Here is a 15,226-nt window from a genome sequence, read left to right as displayed (position 1 = left end):
CGGTGTGGCGACGACACGGGAAGGCGGCGTGCCGGCAGGCTTACCGCAATCCCTTGGCCTTCAGCCATGCTTTCAGCCGCCAGGGTTCATCGGTCTGGATGACCGTGACCCCCTTGTCGACCAGCACCCCCCAGACGGCGTCCGGATCGGTGATCGCGCGCGTGTCCAGATAGGGACCGGACAGGTTCATCGGCGTGCCCGTCGCGATGTCGCGCGCCATCGTGTTGACGAACAGACGCGCATGGGTCGTGCCGGTTTCTGCGCGGGCGGTGTCGATGACGGTGGGCGTGTCGAAGATCAGCTGGATCGCCGTCGGGCGCAGCGCGGCCGCGCGACGGAGCGCGACCGCTGATGGAACCCGGGACCCGCGTTCCAGATAGACCGGCTGCACCGCAATGCCAAGCGTCCTGGCGCGTACGATGACTGCCGGATCGACGTCGATCGGCACATTGAGCACGACATCGCGGTTGGCACGGGCGGCGACGACGGCGGTGATGATCCGATCCAGTCCGGCCGCCTTGACGTCGATGTTGATCAGCGCGCGTCCGCGGATCTCGGCCAGCGCCTGTGCGAAGGTCGGCACCCGTCGCCGGGTGAGCGCGCTGCCCGCCCCGCCGCCGCGGTCGCGCAGCCGGAGCCGCGCGACCTGTGTCGATGTCAGGTCGGCCACCGCGCCATGACCGTTCGTTGTCCGATCAACGGTTTCGTCGTGCATCAGCACCAGCACGCCGTCACGGGTGGTGCGGACGTCGATCTCAACGATGTCGATCCCGTCGGCGATACAGGCGCGGATCCCGTCGAGCGCATTTTCAGACGCCTTCTTCCAGCAGGCGCGGTGCGACGCGACCAGTACGGTCTGCGTATCGTCATGCAGCAAACGCCCGAGCGGGGTGTCTCGCGCCTGCGCCGGCGCGCTGGCGACGAAAACGACGGCAGCGGCCAGCATTGCCGCTACAAGGGACCAGCCCGCCTTCACCACTTGTAGCTCAGTGACGCGGTGTAAATCCGCCCGAAGAGTGGCCGCGCATAGATCGCCTCGCTGGTGCCCTGTCCGCCCAGCGTGTCGACGCGCGCATTGCCCTCGGTCAGGCCGACCGTGTTGGTCAGGTTGCTGACATGCGCCTGAAAGCCGATGCGGTCGGTGATCTGTGCCATCAGGTTCAGGTCGAGCGTGGTGAACGCCGGCAGCGCGGTGACGTTGGTATAATCCACAAAGCGCCGGCCGAGGTGATAGACCTGCGCCGACAGTTCGATCGGCCGCTGCGCGACGTCGAAATAGACGGTCGGCGTTGCGGTGAAGATGTATTTCGGAATCCGCGACAGCTGTTTGCCCTCCAGCCCATCATACGCGATGCCCGTGGCGACGTTGACGAGGCTTTTCGTTTCGGGCTGTTGCACGGTTGCGGTGCCGGCAAGGCTGAAGAAAGACACCGGACGCCAGTTCATGTCCGCCTCGATGCCATAGGTTTCGGTCTTTCCGATCAGCGACAGCACCTGCACGTTGCTGCCCGCATCGAGCACGATCGCATTGGTCGACAGGTCGTCGAACTTGCTCCAGAAACCGACCACGCCGAAACTCAGGGTGCGGAACGCGGTCCGAATACCGCCTTCGCCCTGTGCGATCGAGGTGACCGGCAGGTTCTGCGTCTGGTAGACGTTCTGGAGCCGCGGCAGCCGCTCAGACGCCGTGTAGCGCGCGAACAACTGGACCCGCGGGTCGATCTTGTACTCCGCGCCGACCGTCCATTGCAGTGCGCGACGGCGGTCGCGCCGGGCGGCGAACGCGCCCGTCAGGCCGCCGACATTGTCGTCGGCCAGGGTCGCCGCGTTGCCCAGGTTGCGCGTCGTGTTGGCGTACACGCCGCCCTTCGCGTCATAATAGGTGTAACGCAGCCCGGCATCCACGCCGAACTTCCCGAACTTCACCGAATCCGCGATGTACGGCGACAGGTAGAACCCCTCGGCATGACCGCGGGTAACGCCGTTGCCGTACCGGACGAAGCCATTCTCGGTCACCGATCCGACAACCTGACCCGCTGCAGTGTAGGCAACCACGTTCAGAAGATCGGGCTGGTTCTTCACGTTGGTCAGGATCGTGTTCTGCAGCCGGTCCTGGTCGAAATCGAAGTGATTGAAGTAGACGCCGAACGACAGGCTGTGCTGGCCAAGCGTACCGCCGAGCAGACCGTCGCTGTCATCGAAGACCTTGCTGACGCGGAAATCATTGGCGATCGTCTTCAGGTGGGTGCGTGTCGTCCACAACCCGCTTTCAAGCACCAGGCCGCCGGTTGCCGATGGGTCATATGCCGCGCCGGTCGCCGCATTGGTGAAGCCGACGCTTGCCACGTTCGCGCCGAAGCCCGCTTTCGCACGCGCCAGCTGCGTCGTCAGATAGCTGGTCGCGACCGCCGGCGCGGCACCGGAAAACAGGGCGTTGTAGCCGACCCGGGCGTCGGTGTAGCGCGTCTTGTTAGTGACGGTCAGGCCGGGGCCGGCGTCCCACGTCACGAACGCACCGGTTTCAAATACCCTGGTGTGGATACCATCGGCGAGATCCTCCGACTTGTTGATCGCCTGGCTGCCGAAGAAGGTGCGTTGCGTCGTCTTGCGGAACGCAGGCGACAACAAGGTGCCATCAAGCGGATCGATCAGCCCGGCCAGCGAGGTAGACGGACTGGCGGGATTGGCGAGCGGGATCGGATTGTAGAAGGCGGTCCGGTCGTTCAGATATTTGCCGTCGATGTCGATCCGCACGTCATCGAGCAGGAACGACAGGCTGCCGCGGATCTGCCCGCCCTTGTCCGCCGTGAACCCCGGCTCGCGATATCCGTCGTCGCGGCGATAGAAGCCGCCCAGGCTGTACAGCACCTTGTCGCTCACCGGCCCGGCCGCATAGCCGTCGATGCGTGCGAAGGCGTGATTGCCGCCGGTCACCTTGATCTGGCCTTCGGGCGTCGTCGTGCCGCGCCGGGTGATGGCGTTGACGGTACCGCCCGGCGCGTTGTTGGCAAAGATCGGCGACGTACCGCCGCGCACGACCTCGACCCGGCTGGTCATCAGGTCGAGCGAATACAGCGTGTCGATATTGAAAAAGCTCTCCTGCGGCTCGTCGAACAGCGTGAGGCCGTCCTCCTGCAACTGGACGTAGAACCAGCCGCCGGCGGGAAGCCCGCGCACATACAGGTTCTGGCCGCCACCCTGCCCGCCCGACGGCTCGGCGGAAAAACCGGGAACGGTCTTCAGCAGATCGGCGGTGCTGATCGGCGCGGCACGGGCAATCGTCGCCTCCGAAAAGCTGCTGACCGCGAACGGCGCGTCGAGCCGGGTGCGGCCCGTCGGCGTGCCGGTGATGATGATCTCGTCGACAGTCTCGCTGGCGGTGGAATCGGTGACGGTGGAATCGGTGACGGCCGGGGCAGGCGTGACGGGAACCGGTACGCTGGCTTGCTGCGCGTAGGCGGAGCTGGCGCTCCCCAACAAGAGAATTGCCGTGGACAGGCGGATACCGGACGTCATTGAAGTGCTCCCCTTAGAATGCTTTTTGTATAGTATGCATGTTACATGACTAGTTTATGACGTAAAGCCCGATTAGGGGTAGGACATGAGTGGAACACCTGCCCGCATCGATCCCCTTGCCGTGCCGGTCAGCGCCGGCGGGCGGCAGCTTCTCGACACGATCTTTCGCGAGGGCGGAATCAGCCAGGCGGCGTTGACCCGTCGGCTGGGTCTGGCGCAACCGACCGTGGCGCGGCTGCTGCAAGGCTATGTCGGGGCCGGGCTGGTCACGCTGGAGGCGCGCAGGGTCGACCGGCCCGGCCATCCGAGTGCGACCGCGCGGATCGATCCGTCGTTTGCGTCGTCGCTGGGCGCGGCGATACTGAACGATGTCGTGTCGCTGACGCTCCTCGACTGCGCGGGCGGTGTGCTGGGCGAACGGCGGGCGGCGATGCCGAACGCGACGCGCGACAGGGTCGCGGCAACCCTTTGTGACTTCCGCGACGAACTGGTCACCGAATCAGGCGTCGATCCGCACCGTATCCTCGGGCTGGGCGTGGGTATCTCCGCGTTCTTCACCGGCGATGGCGGCAAGATGGTCGGTCCGCCCGCGCTGGAGGACTGGACGATGATCGAGATCGCGCCGTTCCTTCAGGATGCACTGGGCCTGCCGACGATCGTCGAGAATGACGGCGCGGCGGGGGCCGTCGGCGAAAGCCTGTTCGGGGTCGGCCGGACGGTGCGCGACTTCGCCTATCTCCACCTTACCAACGGTTTCGGCGGCGGAATCGTCAGCGACGGCCGGCTGTTCCGCGGCGCACGCGGCAATGCCGGCGAGTTCGGCGGCATCTGGACGGTCGGCGCACTCGGCTATCCCAACCTGGATCGGCTGCTGGCGCTGGTCCGCGACGGCGGTGCCGGGTTCGCCGATCTGGAAGCCATGCTGCCGGAGATCGCCCTGACGACACCGGGCGTGGCGCGCTGGCTGGACGAGGCGGTGCCGGCGTTCGCCACGCTGTCGGCGATCCTGGGCTATGCGATCGACCCGCAGGCCGTGGTCATCGGCGGACGCCTGCCCGCCGCCGTCGCCGATGCGCTGGTGGCACGGATCACGCTGCCGCGCGCGCCCAACCGGCACGGTGCCGCCCCGCCGGTCCCGGTCGTGATGCGCTCACAGGTCGCTGGCGATGCCGTCGCGCTGGGCGCGGCGATCATGCCGATCCAGCGCGCGTTCCTCGCCTGAAAACACGACTGGCGTACGATACCGCGATGACCGCAATCCCGCCGGAAAGCGTCAGCAGGGCCATGGCCGGGATCAGCCGGCTTCCGTCGTCGCGATACTCGGTGACGCTCAACAGCTCGCCAAGACCGATCGCCGCGACGGCAAGCGCGACCTTCGCCGTTGCGGTCAGCCGGGCAAAGGCCGGCGCGGCGTTCAGGGGGCTGCCGGTCGCCACCGCTGCCGCGAACATCGCCCAGATCGACGTTCCCAATCCACCGCTGGCCATGCCGATACAGGCGGCGGCCGACCCGATCGCACCACCAGTGGCCGCCAGGGCACCGATTATCAGCAACCCTCCGGCGACGCACATCGCCATCGTTTCGCCGGAACGGCGTATCATCGCCAGCCAGATCGGTTGGGATATCGCCGTGCCTATCCCCAATATGAGCAGGAGCGGCATGGGCGAGGCGCCAGGCGCATAAGTCGCCATATAGGGCGCGAGTTTCGAGAACGCCGGCACCGTCAGGCAAACGATCGCCATGATCGCCAGCGGACGTCCGATCGACGCCTGCGCCGATGATGGCACAGCATATCGGCTTTCAGGCAGTCCGCGCGTCGCGCGCCACAGCCATGCTGCCGAGGCCAGCGCCACACAGGTTCCGGCCGCGACGAGGACGATCGCCCGTATCCCGCTGTATGTGGGCACGCTTGCCGCCAGCGATATGGTCACCAGCGCGCCTGCACCGGCCGCTGTCCGCGCCGACGCGGCCTTGCGTTGTTCGTCGCGGGACCAGTCGATGAGGCCCAGCATGCAATTCTGGGGAAGATCGTAGAACACATAGGCGAAACGATAGAGGATGTTCGCGACGATCACCGTTGCCAGACGCAGTGTTCCGATCATGCTGGCGGCGGCCAACAGGACCATGAGCGCCATCAACGAACCGAACGCGCCGATGATCTGCATCCGTCCGGCCCGTCGCGCGCTGGCAAACCAATGCCGGCGGTTGGCCACCACGACATCCATCACCGCGCCGACCATCAGTCCGCAGGCAATCGCGCAGCCGGCCACCACCCCGTGTAATTCGAGATATTCGGTCAGGTAGAAGGCGAGCAGCAGTTCCGACCCGTTCCACCACAGGCTCTTCCCGAAATGCGCCGTCGCGTAGCCCGTGACGGACAGGGTCCGCGGTCGCCCGGTCATGAGTGCGGCGTGGTGCATCGCTGCCTCGTATAGACCGCATGTGACGCGAAGAAGATGCCTGATCCTGAACGACGGCACGTCTCGTTCGCACACCAACATGTCGGCTACCGGATATCCGTCCCGCCTGCGGAATGGGTGTGGATCGACCGTGGGCGCGGTCAACCCAATGGCACGGGCTTCGGCGAACAGGGGGAGTCGAGCGCAACCGGCACGGTCCGCTGCCTTGACTCGCGCGCGGCCACCGGCTAACCGCGCGCCTTCGTGAATGGCCCCGCACCCCGGTGAAGCGGCGGCCCTGCCTTTTCGTCATTCGGAAAACCAGCAGAGCGATGACCGGGATGGCCGGTGCCGCAAGGCGTCGGCTCGTCATGAGCATTTACCAAAGGACACTGTATGTCGAAGCGGCATAGCGCGAAGTACAAGCTTGATCGTCGTCTGGGCGAGAATATCTGGGGTCGTCCCAAGAGCCCGGTCAACAAGCGTGAATACGGCCCCGGCCAGCATGGCCAGCGCCGCAAGGGCAAGGTCAGCGATTTCGGCATCCAGCTGCGCGCCAAGCAGAAGCTGCGTGGCTATTATGGCGACGTGACCGAGAAGCAGTTCCGCGCCTGCTACCACGAAGCCGCGCGCATGAAGGGCGATACCAGCCAGAACCTGATCGGCCTGCTGGAGCAGCGTCTGGACATGATCGTCTACCGCGCCAAGTTCGCGCCGACGATCTTTGCCGCGCGCCAGCTCGTCAGCCACGGCCATGTCCGCGTCAACGGCGTGAAGTGCAACATCGCATCGCGTCGCTGCTTCGTCGGCCAGGAAATCTCGCTTGGCTCGAAGGCCAAGGAAATGGCGCTGGTCATGGAGGCGCAGAGCCTGGCCGAGCGCGAGATCCCCGACTATGTCGTCGCCGACGGCACCGACAAGGTTACCTTCACCCGCGTGCCCACGCTGGATGAAGTTCCCTATCCGGTGAAGATGGAACCGAACCTGGTCGTCGAGTTCTACTCGCGCTAAGTCGTAGATTGCTCGCGGCCCAGTGGCCGCGAGCATTTTGCGACCGGCCGGCGGGACCGAAAGCCCCGACCGACGGCGCTGCTTCGCCGCGACGCTCCCCCGGCCAGAATGAAAAAAAAGGGCGGTCCCATCCGGGATCGCCCTTTTTTCATGTCATGCCCTCGTCACAGCCCCAAGGTCTTGCGCAGGAACGCGTCCGACTTTGCCAGCATCTGCGCGCGGACGGTGTCGTCGGCCAGTTGATGGTCGAGCTGGCGATATTCGATATATTCCACTGATTTGCCCGCCTCGCGCAGACGATCCGCCATCAACCGCGATTCGCCTACCCCGACATTCTGGTCACGATCGCCGTGAAACATCAGGACCGGTGCGGTGATCGCCGCCGCGTTCTGGGCGGGGGATCCGGCGCGGACATGCGGCCCTCGTCCGATGAAGGCGTCGACCATCGGGTAGCTGGCATAATCGCGCGCTTCACCACGGAGTGTTTCGAGGTCGGTTACCGGGGCGATGGCGATGATGGCCTTGAAAAGGGTCGGGTCTAGGACCGCCGATTGCAGGGCCGCGTACCCGCCATAGGACCAGCCGACGATGGCCAGCTTCGACGGCGCGGCAATACCCTGGGACACCAGCCACTGGCCGCCTGCGTTCACGTCGCCGACCGCGATGCGCCACGACTGGAATCCGTTTTTCTGGAACCACGCGTTGCCATAGCCGGTCGAGCCACGGAAATTGGGTTGAAGGACCGCGTAGCCCCGGTTGGCGAAATATTGCGCCAGCCAGTCGAAGCCCCATTCGTCGCGGGCCCCCGGCCCACCGTGCGGCATGACGATCGCCGGTAGTCCCTTGCCGGAGCTGCCGGGCGGCAGCGTCAGATAACCGGGAATGCTCGTACCGTCGCTTGCCGGGAAACGGACCGCCTGCACCTCGGCCAGCGGGGTGACCGCCAGCAGCGACCGGACCGGCGCGATTTCACCCAGTTTGCGGGCCGTCTTGTCGAACAGGTAATATTTGCCCGGATCGGTGTCGGACCCGGCGAACAGCACGAGTTTGGATTCATCCGCGGTTGCATCGACGAACGTGACAAGCGGTGTCCCCCGCAATGTCCTGGCCAGAGACGCGCCTAGCTTTTGCAGATCGGGATCGAAGAACACCGACTGGCGGCGATCGGTCACGAAACTTGCGCCCACGACGCGGTGCTGGCGCCCGATCCGGATGAGTCCATCGACATCGACTTGCGGGTTGGCATAAACAAGGTCGCGTTTCAGGCTGCCGTCGAGTGCGATCCTGAACAGTGCACGACGACTATCCTGTTCATCGAAACCGTAGACCACATTCTGCGCGGCATCGACCGCCTGCGGATTGAATCCCTCGCTCAGGCCCGCGCCGATGGTCAGTGTGGCAAGCGGCAGCCAGTCGCGGCTGTCCGGCTTGCGATAGGAATAGACGATCCGGTTCTTGTCGTACCCGCTCTCGGTGCGCGACCGTACGCCAACGATCCGGACCACGCCGCGCCCGTCAGTGATATATTCGACCGCACCGCCACGCGGAGGCTCCACGATGGACCGCTTCAGGGTCGTGGTATTCACGCGCTCGACCGCCAGTCCTTCGCGGCGCTGTGCCAGCATGGTCCCGGTGGAATATTCGGGAACGACGGCGCGGGTCATCAGCACAGATCCATCGTCGGCGTCGGGCAGCCAGTCGATGATCTCGCCGCCGTTCTGTGCGATGGCGAGCGCGCTGGAACTGGTGCGCGAGCTGAGTTGAGTGACGCCACCGCCATCGGCATTGAGCGCGATCACGCGGGAATATCCGATTGCGCGGCTCGAATCGTCCGCGCGGAGTTCGACCGTGCAGACCAGCCGTACCGCCGTCGACCAGTCGCAGCCGGCCAGACGGTCGAGGGTGCCCTCGCTGGCGAGAATCGTCTTCGGCGCGCCGCCGTCCAGCGAAATGATCGTCAGTGCCGCGCCGCGCGGGCTGCGGGCCTGGATCAAGGCGATCCGCTTTCCGTCGGGCGCTATGCTGGCGCTCAGCACGTCCTCCCGCTTGCCGAATGCGTGGGCTGCCTGCTCCGCTGTTTCGGGCGCAGCGAAAACGGGCGTGGTCGCACTCATGGCGATGGCCCCGGCCAGCACACCCAACGTTGTGAACCGCATATCTTTCCCCTTTCCTATTGGTGTAGCGCGCCATCAAAGGGACGCAACCAGGGCGTGCTTGCGCCGCTGTGGCGGGAATGCGAGACGTGTCGCAACGATCAAGGGGACCCGCATTGCGCCACATCCTGTTCACCATCGCTCTGCTGTCGGCGTGCAGCGTCACCGCGCAGACCGCGCCGATTTCTGTCGAGACGCTGAAGACGGTGACGCAGGTGCTCTCGTCCGACGCCTATGAGGGGCGCGCGCCGACGACGCCGGCGGAGGACAATACCATTGCCTATATCGCCGATCAGTTCGCGAAGGCGGGGCTGAAGCCCGGCAACAACGGCAGCTGGTATCAGGACGTACCGATGGTCGAGATCACCGCGCAGGATGTCCGTCCGTTCACCTTTACCGGCGGCACGACGCCGGTGACGATGGCGTACCGGGCCGACATGGTGGCCGGTACCTACCGCGTCGTGCCGCGCATTGAGGTGACGGACAGCCCGGTCGTGTTCGTGGGATACGGGATCAACGCGCCTGAGAAGGGCTGGAACGACTATGCCGGCATCGACGTGAGGGGCAAGACCGTCGTCATCCTGGTCAACGATGCCGACTGGCAGACGATGACGCGCGCAGGACCGTTCGAGGGGCGGGCGATGACGTGGTACGGGCGCTGGCCGTACAAATACGAGGAAGCAGCGCGGCAGGGGGCGGCCGCGGCGATCATCGTCCACGATACCGAACCGGCCGCCTATGGCTGGTCGGTCGTGCAATCGTCGTGGACCGGACCGCAGCTGGAGCTGGACGAGAAGGGCGATCATCTGGACCAGAGCCAGGTCATCGGCTGGATGCAGAAGGCGAGCGCCGAGACGCTGTTCGCGAGCGCGGGCAAGGATTTCGCCGCGCTGTCGGCGGCAGCGTCGCGCAAGGGTTTCAAGGCGGTGCCGCTGGACGTGAAGTTTTCGACCGGCTTCACCAACGCCATCCGGCGTCAGGCGTCGAAGAACGTCATCGGCGTGCTGCCCGGAACGCCCGCCGCGCAAGGAGGCGCGCCGAGCGACTATGTCCTCTACACCTCGCACTGGGATCATCTGGGCCGGTGCGACGCGGTAAAGGGCGACGATATCTGCAACGGCGCGCTGGACAATGCGAGCGGGATCGCCGGACTGGTGGCGCTGGCCCAGGCGCAGGCGAAGGCCGGGCCGGCGAAGCGGTCGATCGCGTTTCTGGCGGTGACGGCGGAGGAATCGGGGCTGCTTGGCTCACGCTATTATGCCGAACATCCGGTTTACCCGCTGGCGCGCACCGTCGGCGGGGTGAACATGGACGTGCTGAACGTGCGCGGCGCCACGCGCGATTTCGTGCTGACCGGGGCGGGCAAGTCGCAGATCGAGGATATGGCCAAGGGGCTTGCCGCGGCGCAGGGCCGGACGATCAGCCCGGAGGCCAATCCGGAACGCGGCAGCTATTACCGGTCCGACCATTTCAGCTTCGCCAGGCTGGGTGTGCCGATGCTGGCCGGCGGCAGTGGTGAGGATCTGGTCAAGGGCGGCCGGGCGGCGGGTCATGCCGCGACGCTCGACTACATCGCCAACCGCTACCACAAGCCGCAGGACGAATATGACGCGACCTGGGACTGGTCGGGCGCGGTGCAGGATCTGGACCTGTATTACTGGCTGGGCCGGACGCTGGCGAACGGGACGACGTGGCCCAACTGGTATCCGACCGCCGAGTTTCGCGGCGTGCGCGACCGGAGCCGGGCGGGGGTGAAGTAGAGGGCTTTCCCACCCTCTCCAGCCTCTCTCGAGCGTCGTCGAGAGGCTCGCCTCCTACCCGAGACGAACGGAGGGCAGCGCGGCGATAAAGGGAGATCAGGCAAGCGGCACACCATGGCCCCCTTCCAGCCAGCCGCCCATGCCGCTAAAGCCCCTGGCCATGACGAAGACCCTACCCCCCGCCGAATGGGCGCATCACGATGCCGTATGGATCGGCTTTCCCAGCCACCCCGAACTCTGGGTCGAGGATCTGGAGCCGGCGCGGGCCGAGGTCGTCGCCTTCGCGCGCGCGGTTCATGCGGCGGGGCGGGGCGAGCGTGTCCTGCTGGTCGCCGCCGATGGCGAGGCGGGCGTGGCCGCGACCGCACTCGCGGGCGATTTCGCCGAGATCGTCGTGCAGCCGTTCGGCGACATCTGGCTGCGCGATACCGCGCCGATCATCATGGCCGACGGCACCGCACGCGCATTCCAGTTCAACGGATGGGGCGGCAAGTACGACCTGCCCGGCGACGACGACATCGGCCTGCGACTGGCGGCGGCGCGCGGAATCGCCGCGACCCCCTGCGACTGGGTGCTGGAGGGCGGGGCGATCGACGGTGACGGCACCGGCACGCTGGTGACGACGCGGCAGTGCCTGCTGAACGCCAACCGCAACCCGCATCTGACGCAAGGCGATATCGAGCAGCGGTTGCGCGACGACCTGGGTATCGACCGGATCGTCTGGCTGACCGACGGGCTGCTGAACGACCATACCGACGGGCATGTCGACAATCTGGCGCGCTTCGTGGGCCCGGGCCGTGTCTGTATCCCGGAACCGGCGGAAAACGATCCCAACTGGCAGGTCTATGTCCACGCGACCGAGGCTGCGCGCGCCGGCGGGCTGGAGGTCGTGCACATCCCGTCGCCCGGCCGTGTCCTGCGCGACGACGATATCGTGCCGGCCAGCTACATGAACTTCTACATCGGCAATGCCGCCGTCATCGTGCCGCTGTACGGCGCGGACAATGACGATGCGGCGGTGGCGGCGGTGCAGGCCCTGTTCCCGGACCGGGTGGCGGTGGGCCAGCGCGCCGACCATATCCTGACCGGCGGCGGCAGTTTCCACTGCATCAGCCAGCAGATCCCCGGCTGAACGGAATTGGGCGCGTTCGCTATTCGCGCTGTCCTGTCCGGGCTGATCGTCGCGGCGATTGCAATGATCGCCCGACGCAGCCCGGCGGCGGGCGCGGTGATCGCGTCGCTGCCTTTGCTGTCCGTGCTGGGCATGATCTGGCTGTGGCGCGATACGCAGGACCGTGCCTTGCTGGCGACGCATGCCGAGGCGACCTTCTGGTACGTCCTGCCGTCTTTGCCGATGTTCCTGCTGATCCCCGCGCTGCTGCGTCACGGCGTTCATTTCTGGATCGCGCTGATCGCGGGTTGCGCCCTAACGTTCGCCCTCTATCTCGTGACCGCCACCGTCGCCGCGCGGTTCGGCGTCACGCTCTAGGATCCACGTCATGACCAAGATCACCGTTGCCGCGCTGCAGCTCGCGTTTGGCCCCGATATCGACGCGAATATCCAGAACGTCTCGCGGCTGGTGCGCGAGGCGGCGTCGCGCGGCGCGCAGGTCATCCTGCCGCCCGAACTGTTCGAGGGCGAATATTTCTGCCGGGTCGAGGACGAGGCGCTGTTCGCCAATGCCGCCCCGGTCGGCGAGCATAAGGCGGTGCTGGCGATGCAGGCGCTGGCCGAGGCGCTGAAGGTGACGATCCCGACCAGCTTCTTCGAGGCGGACGGCCCGCATCACTACAACAGCCTGGCGATGATCGGCCCGGACGGCGAGGTGCAGGGCGTCTATCGCAAGAGCCACATTCCCGACGGGCCGGGCTATGAGGAGAAATTCTATTTCCGCCCCGGCAACACCGGGTTCAAGGTGTGGCCGCATCCGGCGGGCAAGCTGGGTGTCGGTGTCTGCTGGGACCAGTGGTATCCGGAAACCGCACGCGCGATGATGCTGATGGGCGCGCAGATCCTGTTCTATCCGACCGCGATTGGCAGCGAGCCGCACGACACGTCGCTTGATACCGCGCGGCTGTGGCGGCGGGCGATGGTCGGCCATGCGGTGTCGAACGTCGTGCCGATCGTCGCGGCCAACCGGATCGGCGTCGAACACGGCCAGACCTTCTATGGCACGTCGTTCATCGCCGACGAGCGCGGTGACATCGTTGCCGAACTGGGGCGTGACGACGAAGGCGTGATCGTCGCCACGCTCGACCTCGACATCGTCAAGCGCCACCGCGCCGCCTTCGGCTTCTTCCGCGATCGCCGGCCCGATCTGTACGGGCGGCTGGTGCAGGATATCTGACGAGGTTGCTACGCGAAACCGATCGGGGGCTTGTCGAAAAACGCAAATCATTGATAAACAATGGAAATAGGAAAACCGTGCCCCCCTTGCCGGTGTAACCTTCGCAACCTTTACGCGGGCAGCGATGCCCGCAATTCCAGTGCCCGCGCGAACACATCCTCGAACATCTGCGCGGTCAGCCGCCCGGTGTTCGTGTTGTAGCGCGAGCAGTGATAGCTATCGATCAGGATACGGCCATCGGGCATCGTGTGTTCGGCGAGGTGACCGAACTTGGCCTTGGGCAGGCGACCACCGAGCGTCTTGACCGCCGACTGGTGCGCGATCTGGCCCAGCGCGACAAAGATCCGGGCTTTCGGCAGGTCGGCGACCTGACCTTCGAGGAACGGACGGCAGGTGCGGATTTCCTCCGGCGTCGGCTTGTTCTGCGGTGGCAGGCATTTCACCGCATTGATGATGCACACGCCGTTCAGCGCCAGCCCGTCGTCGGGCTTGGCGTTGAAGGTGCCGGTCGACAGGCCGAACTTGGCCAGCGTCTCGAACAGCAGGATGCCGGCGAAATCGCCGGTGAAGGGACGGCCCGTGCGGTTCGCGCCGTGTTTGCCGGGGGCAAGGCCGATGATCCCGAGCCACGCCTGCGGATCCCCGAACGCGTTGACCGGCGCGTTCCACCAGGTCGGAAACTCGGCGCGCAGTTCCTCGCGGAAGGCAACGAGGCGCGGGCAGCGGGGGCAGTCGTGCGGCGGTTCGCTGTCGGGCAGCGGGCTTGGTGCGAAGTTCATGACAATCGGTTAGGCTGACATGATGCCGACCACAACCTTCGCGCCTGTCACAATCCCTGTCGCACTCTATGCGATCGCCCTCGGATCGAACCGCCGTACGCGCCACGGATCGCCGGCCGCCACGCTGCAGGCGGCGGTCGCCACCCTGGGGGGAGTGATCGCCTGTTCGCCGGTCCTGACGACCGCGCCGGTCGGTCCGTCGGCACGCCGGTTTGCAAATGCGGTCGCGCTAATCGAGAGCGCGGAGGCGCCGCCCGCGCTGCTCGACCGGCTGAAGGCGATCGAGCGCGCCTTTGGTCGCCGGCGCGGGCAACGGTGGAGCGCGCGGCCGATCGACCTCGACATCGTGCTGTGGTCCGGCGGTATGTGGAGTGATTCGCGGCTGACGGTACCGCACCGGCTGTTCCGCACGCGTGACTTCGTGCTGCGCCCGCTGGCGGCGGTGGCCCCGCGCTGGCGTGATCCGCTGACCGGGCTCAGCGTGATGCACCTTGCGCATATGGTTGACCGACGCCGTCCGCATCCCTAGGTGCGCGTGTCACCGATGGCGGGGGTCCGTAGCTCAGTTGGTAGAGCAAGCGACTTTTAATCGAGAGGTCCCGGGTTCGAGCCCCGGCGGACCCACCACCGGAAATCTGTGCAAGACCGCAGAATGGTTTGCCATGAAAGGGCGAAAGCCCGGTGGCGACGTCGGCTAGGCGGCTGTTTCGGTTAACGCGACAATCTCGAAATCGAACGTGCGCCAGCCACGTTGCCTGGCGGCGTCGGCCGTGGCAGCTTTCAGGCGCATCGCGTCCTTCAGTGCGGTGACATGGCCCCAGAACACCTCGGCTTTGCCGTCGTCGCGTTGCGCGACGATGCGCCAATAGTGGGTGAATGGTGCCGCGGTCGGCCCGATCGTCTTTACATACCCGTCGGCCATCGTGGCGGTCAGGTAACGCTTCCGTGCTTTCGGCATGGCGTTCGATAGCGCCATCATCGTGTCGGGTACCAGCGAGATTGCGCGGCCTTCACCCGTTCCGAAGCGATCGAGCAATGTGATTCGCGTTTGATCGCCCTGATTCTCTGTCGGCGCAGCGGGTGAGGCGTCCCGACGCTGCACTTTTTCACCGGGTGAAAATGGCGAAAATCCTACGGTTTGGTGACATGCTGCCACAAAACTGAAAAATGGGTTTGACGTGTGGGGTGGTTGGACGTAGAGGGGTTTCACCGCAGCGGTTGACCGGATGGTTGGTCGGGTGGTTATCGAAATTGAGATGC

Annotated in this window: 13 protein-coding genes and 1 tRNA gene; 8 read left to right on the top strand and 6 right to left on the bottom strand. The window is 65.8% G+C overall.

The annotated features are described in order from the left end of the window. Positions 1-40: 40 nt before the first annotated feature. Positions 41-946 (bottom strand): glycerophosphodiester phosphodiesterase family protein, encoded by a 906-nt coding sequence (locus tag ASE75_RS03815; RefSeq protein ID WP_055928872.1) that lies wholly within the window; start codon positions 944-946, stop codon positions 41-43. A 26-nt stretch (positions 947-972) separates the two neighbouring features. Then, positions 973-3,516 carry a TonB-dependent receptor gene (locus tag ASE75_RS03810; protein WP_055928869.1) on the bottom strand — a complete coding sequence of 848 codons (2,544 nt, stop codon included), beginning with the start codon at positions 3,514-3,516 and terminating at the stop codon, positions 973-975. Between the two features lie 85 nt (positions 3,517-3,601). On the opposite strand from ASE75_RS03810, the gene ASE75_RS03805 reads away from it, so the two are divergent. Beyond that, entirely contained in the window at positions 3,602-4,738 is a 1,137-nt protein-coding gene (locus tag ASE75_RS03805) for an ROK family transcriptional regulator (RefSeq protein WP_055928866.1), read from the top strand. On the opposite strand, the gene ASE75_RS03800 is transcribed toward ASE75_RS03805, so the two are convergent. Continuing rightward, positions 4,707-5,918, bottom strand: coding sequence for a hypothetical protein (locus tag ASE75_RS03800; protein WP_162233706.1), 1,212 nt, complete (start codon positions 5,916-5,918; stop codon positions 4,707-4,709). The two genes, ASE75_RS03805 and ASE75_RS03800, sit on opposite strands and share 32 nt — an antisense overlap. Before the next feature lie 393 nt (positions 5,919-6,311). On the opposite strand from ASE75_RS03800, the gene rpsD reads away from it, so the two are divergent. Further along, positions 6,312-6,926 (top strand): 30S ribosomal protein S4, encoded by a 615-nt coding sequence (rpsD, locus tag ASE75_RS03795; protein WP_055928859.1) that lies wholly within the window; start codon positions 6,312-6,314, stop codon positions 6,924-6,926. Between the two features lie 164 nt (positions 6,927-7,090). On the opposite strand, the gene ASE75_RS03790 is transcribed toward rpsD, so the two are convergent. Beyond that, entirely contained in the window at positions 7,091-9,082 is a 1,992-nt protein-coding gene (locus ASE75_RS03790) for a S9 family peptidase (protein WP_082463773.1), read from the bottom strand. Between the two features lie 113 nt (positions 9,083-9,195). Between ASE75_RS03790 and ASE75_RS03785 the strand changes: the two genes are divergently transcribed. The 4 genes from ASE75_RS03785 (at position 9,196) to aguB (ending at position 13,187) form a co-directional block, all read left to right on the top strand. Next, positions 9,196-10,839, top strand: a complete 1,644-nt coding sequence (locus ASE75_RS03785) for a M28 family peptidase (RefSeq protein WP_055928856.1) — start codon at positions 9,196-9,198, stop codon at positions 10,837-10,839. A 160-nt stretch (positions 10,840-10,999) separates the two neighbouring features. Continuing rightward, positions 11,000-11,971 (top strand): agmatine deiminase family protein, encoded by a 972-nt coding sequence (locus tag ASE75_RS03780; RefSeq protein WP_055928853.1) that lies wholly within the window; start codon positions 11,000-11,002, stop codon positions 11,969-11,971. Between the two features lie 6 nt (positions 11,972-11,977). Continuing rightward, entirely contained in the window at positions 11,978-12,328 is a 351-nt protein-coding gene (locus tag ASE75_RS03775) for a DUF3147 family protein (RefSeq protein WP_055928850.1), read from the top strand. 10 nt (positions 12,329-12,338) lie between these two features. Beyond that, entirely contained in the window at positions 12,339-13,187 is an 849-nt protein-coding gene (gene aguB, locus ASE75_RS03770) for an N-carbamoylputrescine amidase (protein ID WP_055928847.1), read from the top strand. A gap of 110 nt (positions 13,188-13,297) precedes the next feature. On the opposite strand, the gene ASE75_RS03765 is transcribed toward aguB, so the two are convergent. Beyond that, complete coding sequence (locus ASE75_RS03765) at positions 13,298-13,966, bottom strand: uracil-DNA glycosylase (RefSeq protein WP_055928844.1); 669 nt, start codon at positions 13,964-13,966, stop codon at positions 13,298-13,300. A 22-nt stretch (positions 13,967-13,988) separates the two neighbouring features. Here ASE75_RS03765 and folK point away from each other — a divergent pair, with 22 nt between their 5' ends. Both folK and ASE75_RS03755 read left to right on the top strand, forming a co-directional pair. Next, positions 13,989-14,495, top strand: a complete 507-nt coding sequence (gene folK, locus ASE75_RS03760; protein ID WP_055929452.1) for a 2-amino-4-hydroxy-6-hydroxymethyldihydropteridine diphosphokinase — start codon at positions 13,989-13,991, stop codon at positions 14,493-14,495. Between the two features lie 22 nt (positions 14,496-14,517). After that, a tRNA-Lys gene (locus ASE75_RS03755) sits at positions 14,518-14,593 on the top strand. Between the two features lie 67 nt (positions 14,594-14,660). Here ASE75_RS03755 and ASE75_RS03750 read toward each other — a convergent pair. Further along, complete coding sequence (locus ASE75_RS03750) at positions 14,661-14,924, bottom strand: hypothetical protein (protein WP_055929449.1); 264 nt, start codon at positions 14,922-14,924, stop codon at positions 14,661-14,663. Positions 14,925-15,226 lie beyond the last annotated feature (302 nt).

The sequence above is a fragment of the Sphingomonas sp. Leaf17 genome (assembly GCF_001421505.1).
Lineage (GTDB): Bacteria > Pseudomonadota > Alphaproteobacteria > Sphingomonadales > Sphingomonadaceae > Sphingomonas.
This window is presented reverse-complemented; position numbering and strand designations above follow the sequence as displayed.

Coding starts and splice junctions, on each gene's coding strand:
- ASE75_RS03815 (WP_055928872.1), bottom strand. CDS start 946: ATGCTGGCCGCTGCCGTCGTTTTCGTCGCCAGCGCGCCGGCGCAGGCG.
- ASE75_RS03810 (WP_055928869.1), bottom strand. CDS start 3,516: ATGACGTCCGGTATCCGCCTGTCCACGGCAATTCTCTTGTTGGGGAGC.
- ASE75_RS03805 (WP_055928866.1), top strand. CDS start 3,602: ATGAGTGGAACACCTGCCCGCATCGATCCCCTTGCCGTGCCGGTCAGC.
- ASE75_RS03800 (WP_162233706.1), bottom strand. CDS start 5,918: ATGACCGGGCGACCGCGGACCCTGTCCGTCACGGGCTACGCGACGGCG.
- rpsD (WP_055928859.1), top strand. CDS start 6,312: ATGTCGAAGCGGCATAGCGCGAAGTACAAGCTTGATCGTCGTCTGGGC.
- ASE75_RS03790 (WP_082463773.1), bottom strand. CDS start 9,082: ATGCGGTTCACAACGTTGGGTGTGCTGGCCGGGGCCATCGCCATGAGT.
- ASE75_RS03780 (WP_055928853.1), top strand. CDS start 11,000: ATGACGAAGACCCTACCCCCCGCCGAATGGGCGCATCACGATGCCGTA.
- aguB (WP_055928847.1), top strand. CDS start 12,339: ATGACCAAGATCACCGTTGCCGCGCTGCAGCTCGCGTTTGGCCCCGAT.
- ASE75_RS03765 (WP_055928844.1), bottom strand. CDS start 13,966: ATGAACTTCGCACCAAGCCCGCTGCCCGACAGCGAACCGCCGCACGAC.
- folK (WP_055929452.1), top strand. CDS start 13,989: ATGCCGACCACAACCTTCGCGCCTGTCACAATCCCTGTCGCACTCTAT.
- ASE75_RS03750 (WP_055929449.1), bottom strand. CDS start 14,924: ATGCCGAAAGCACGGAAGCGTTACCTGACCGCCACGATGGCCGACGGG.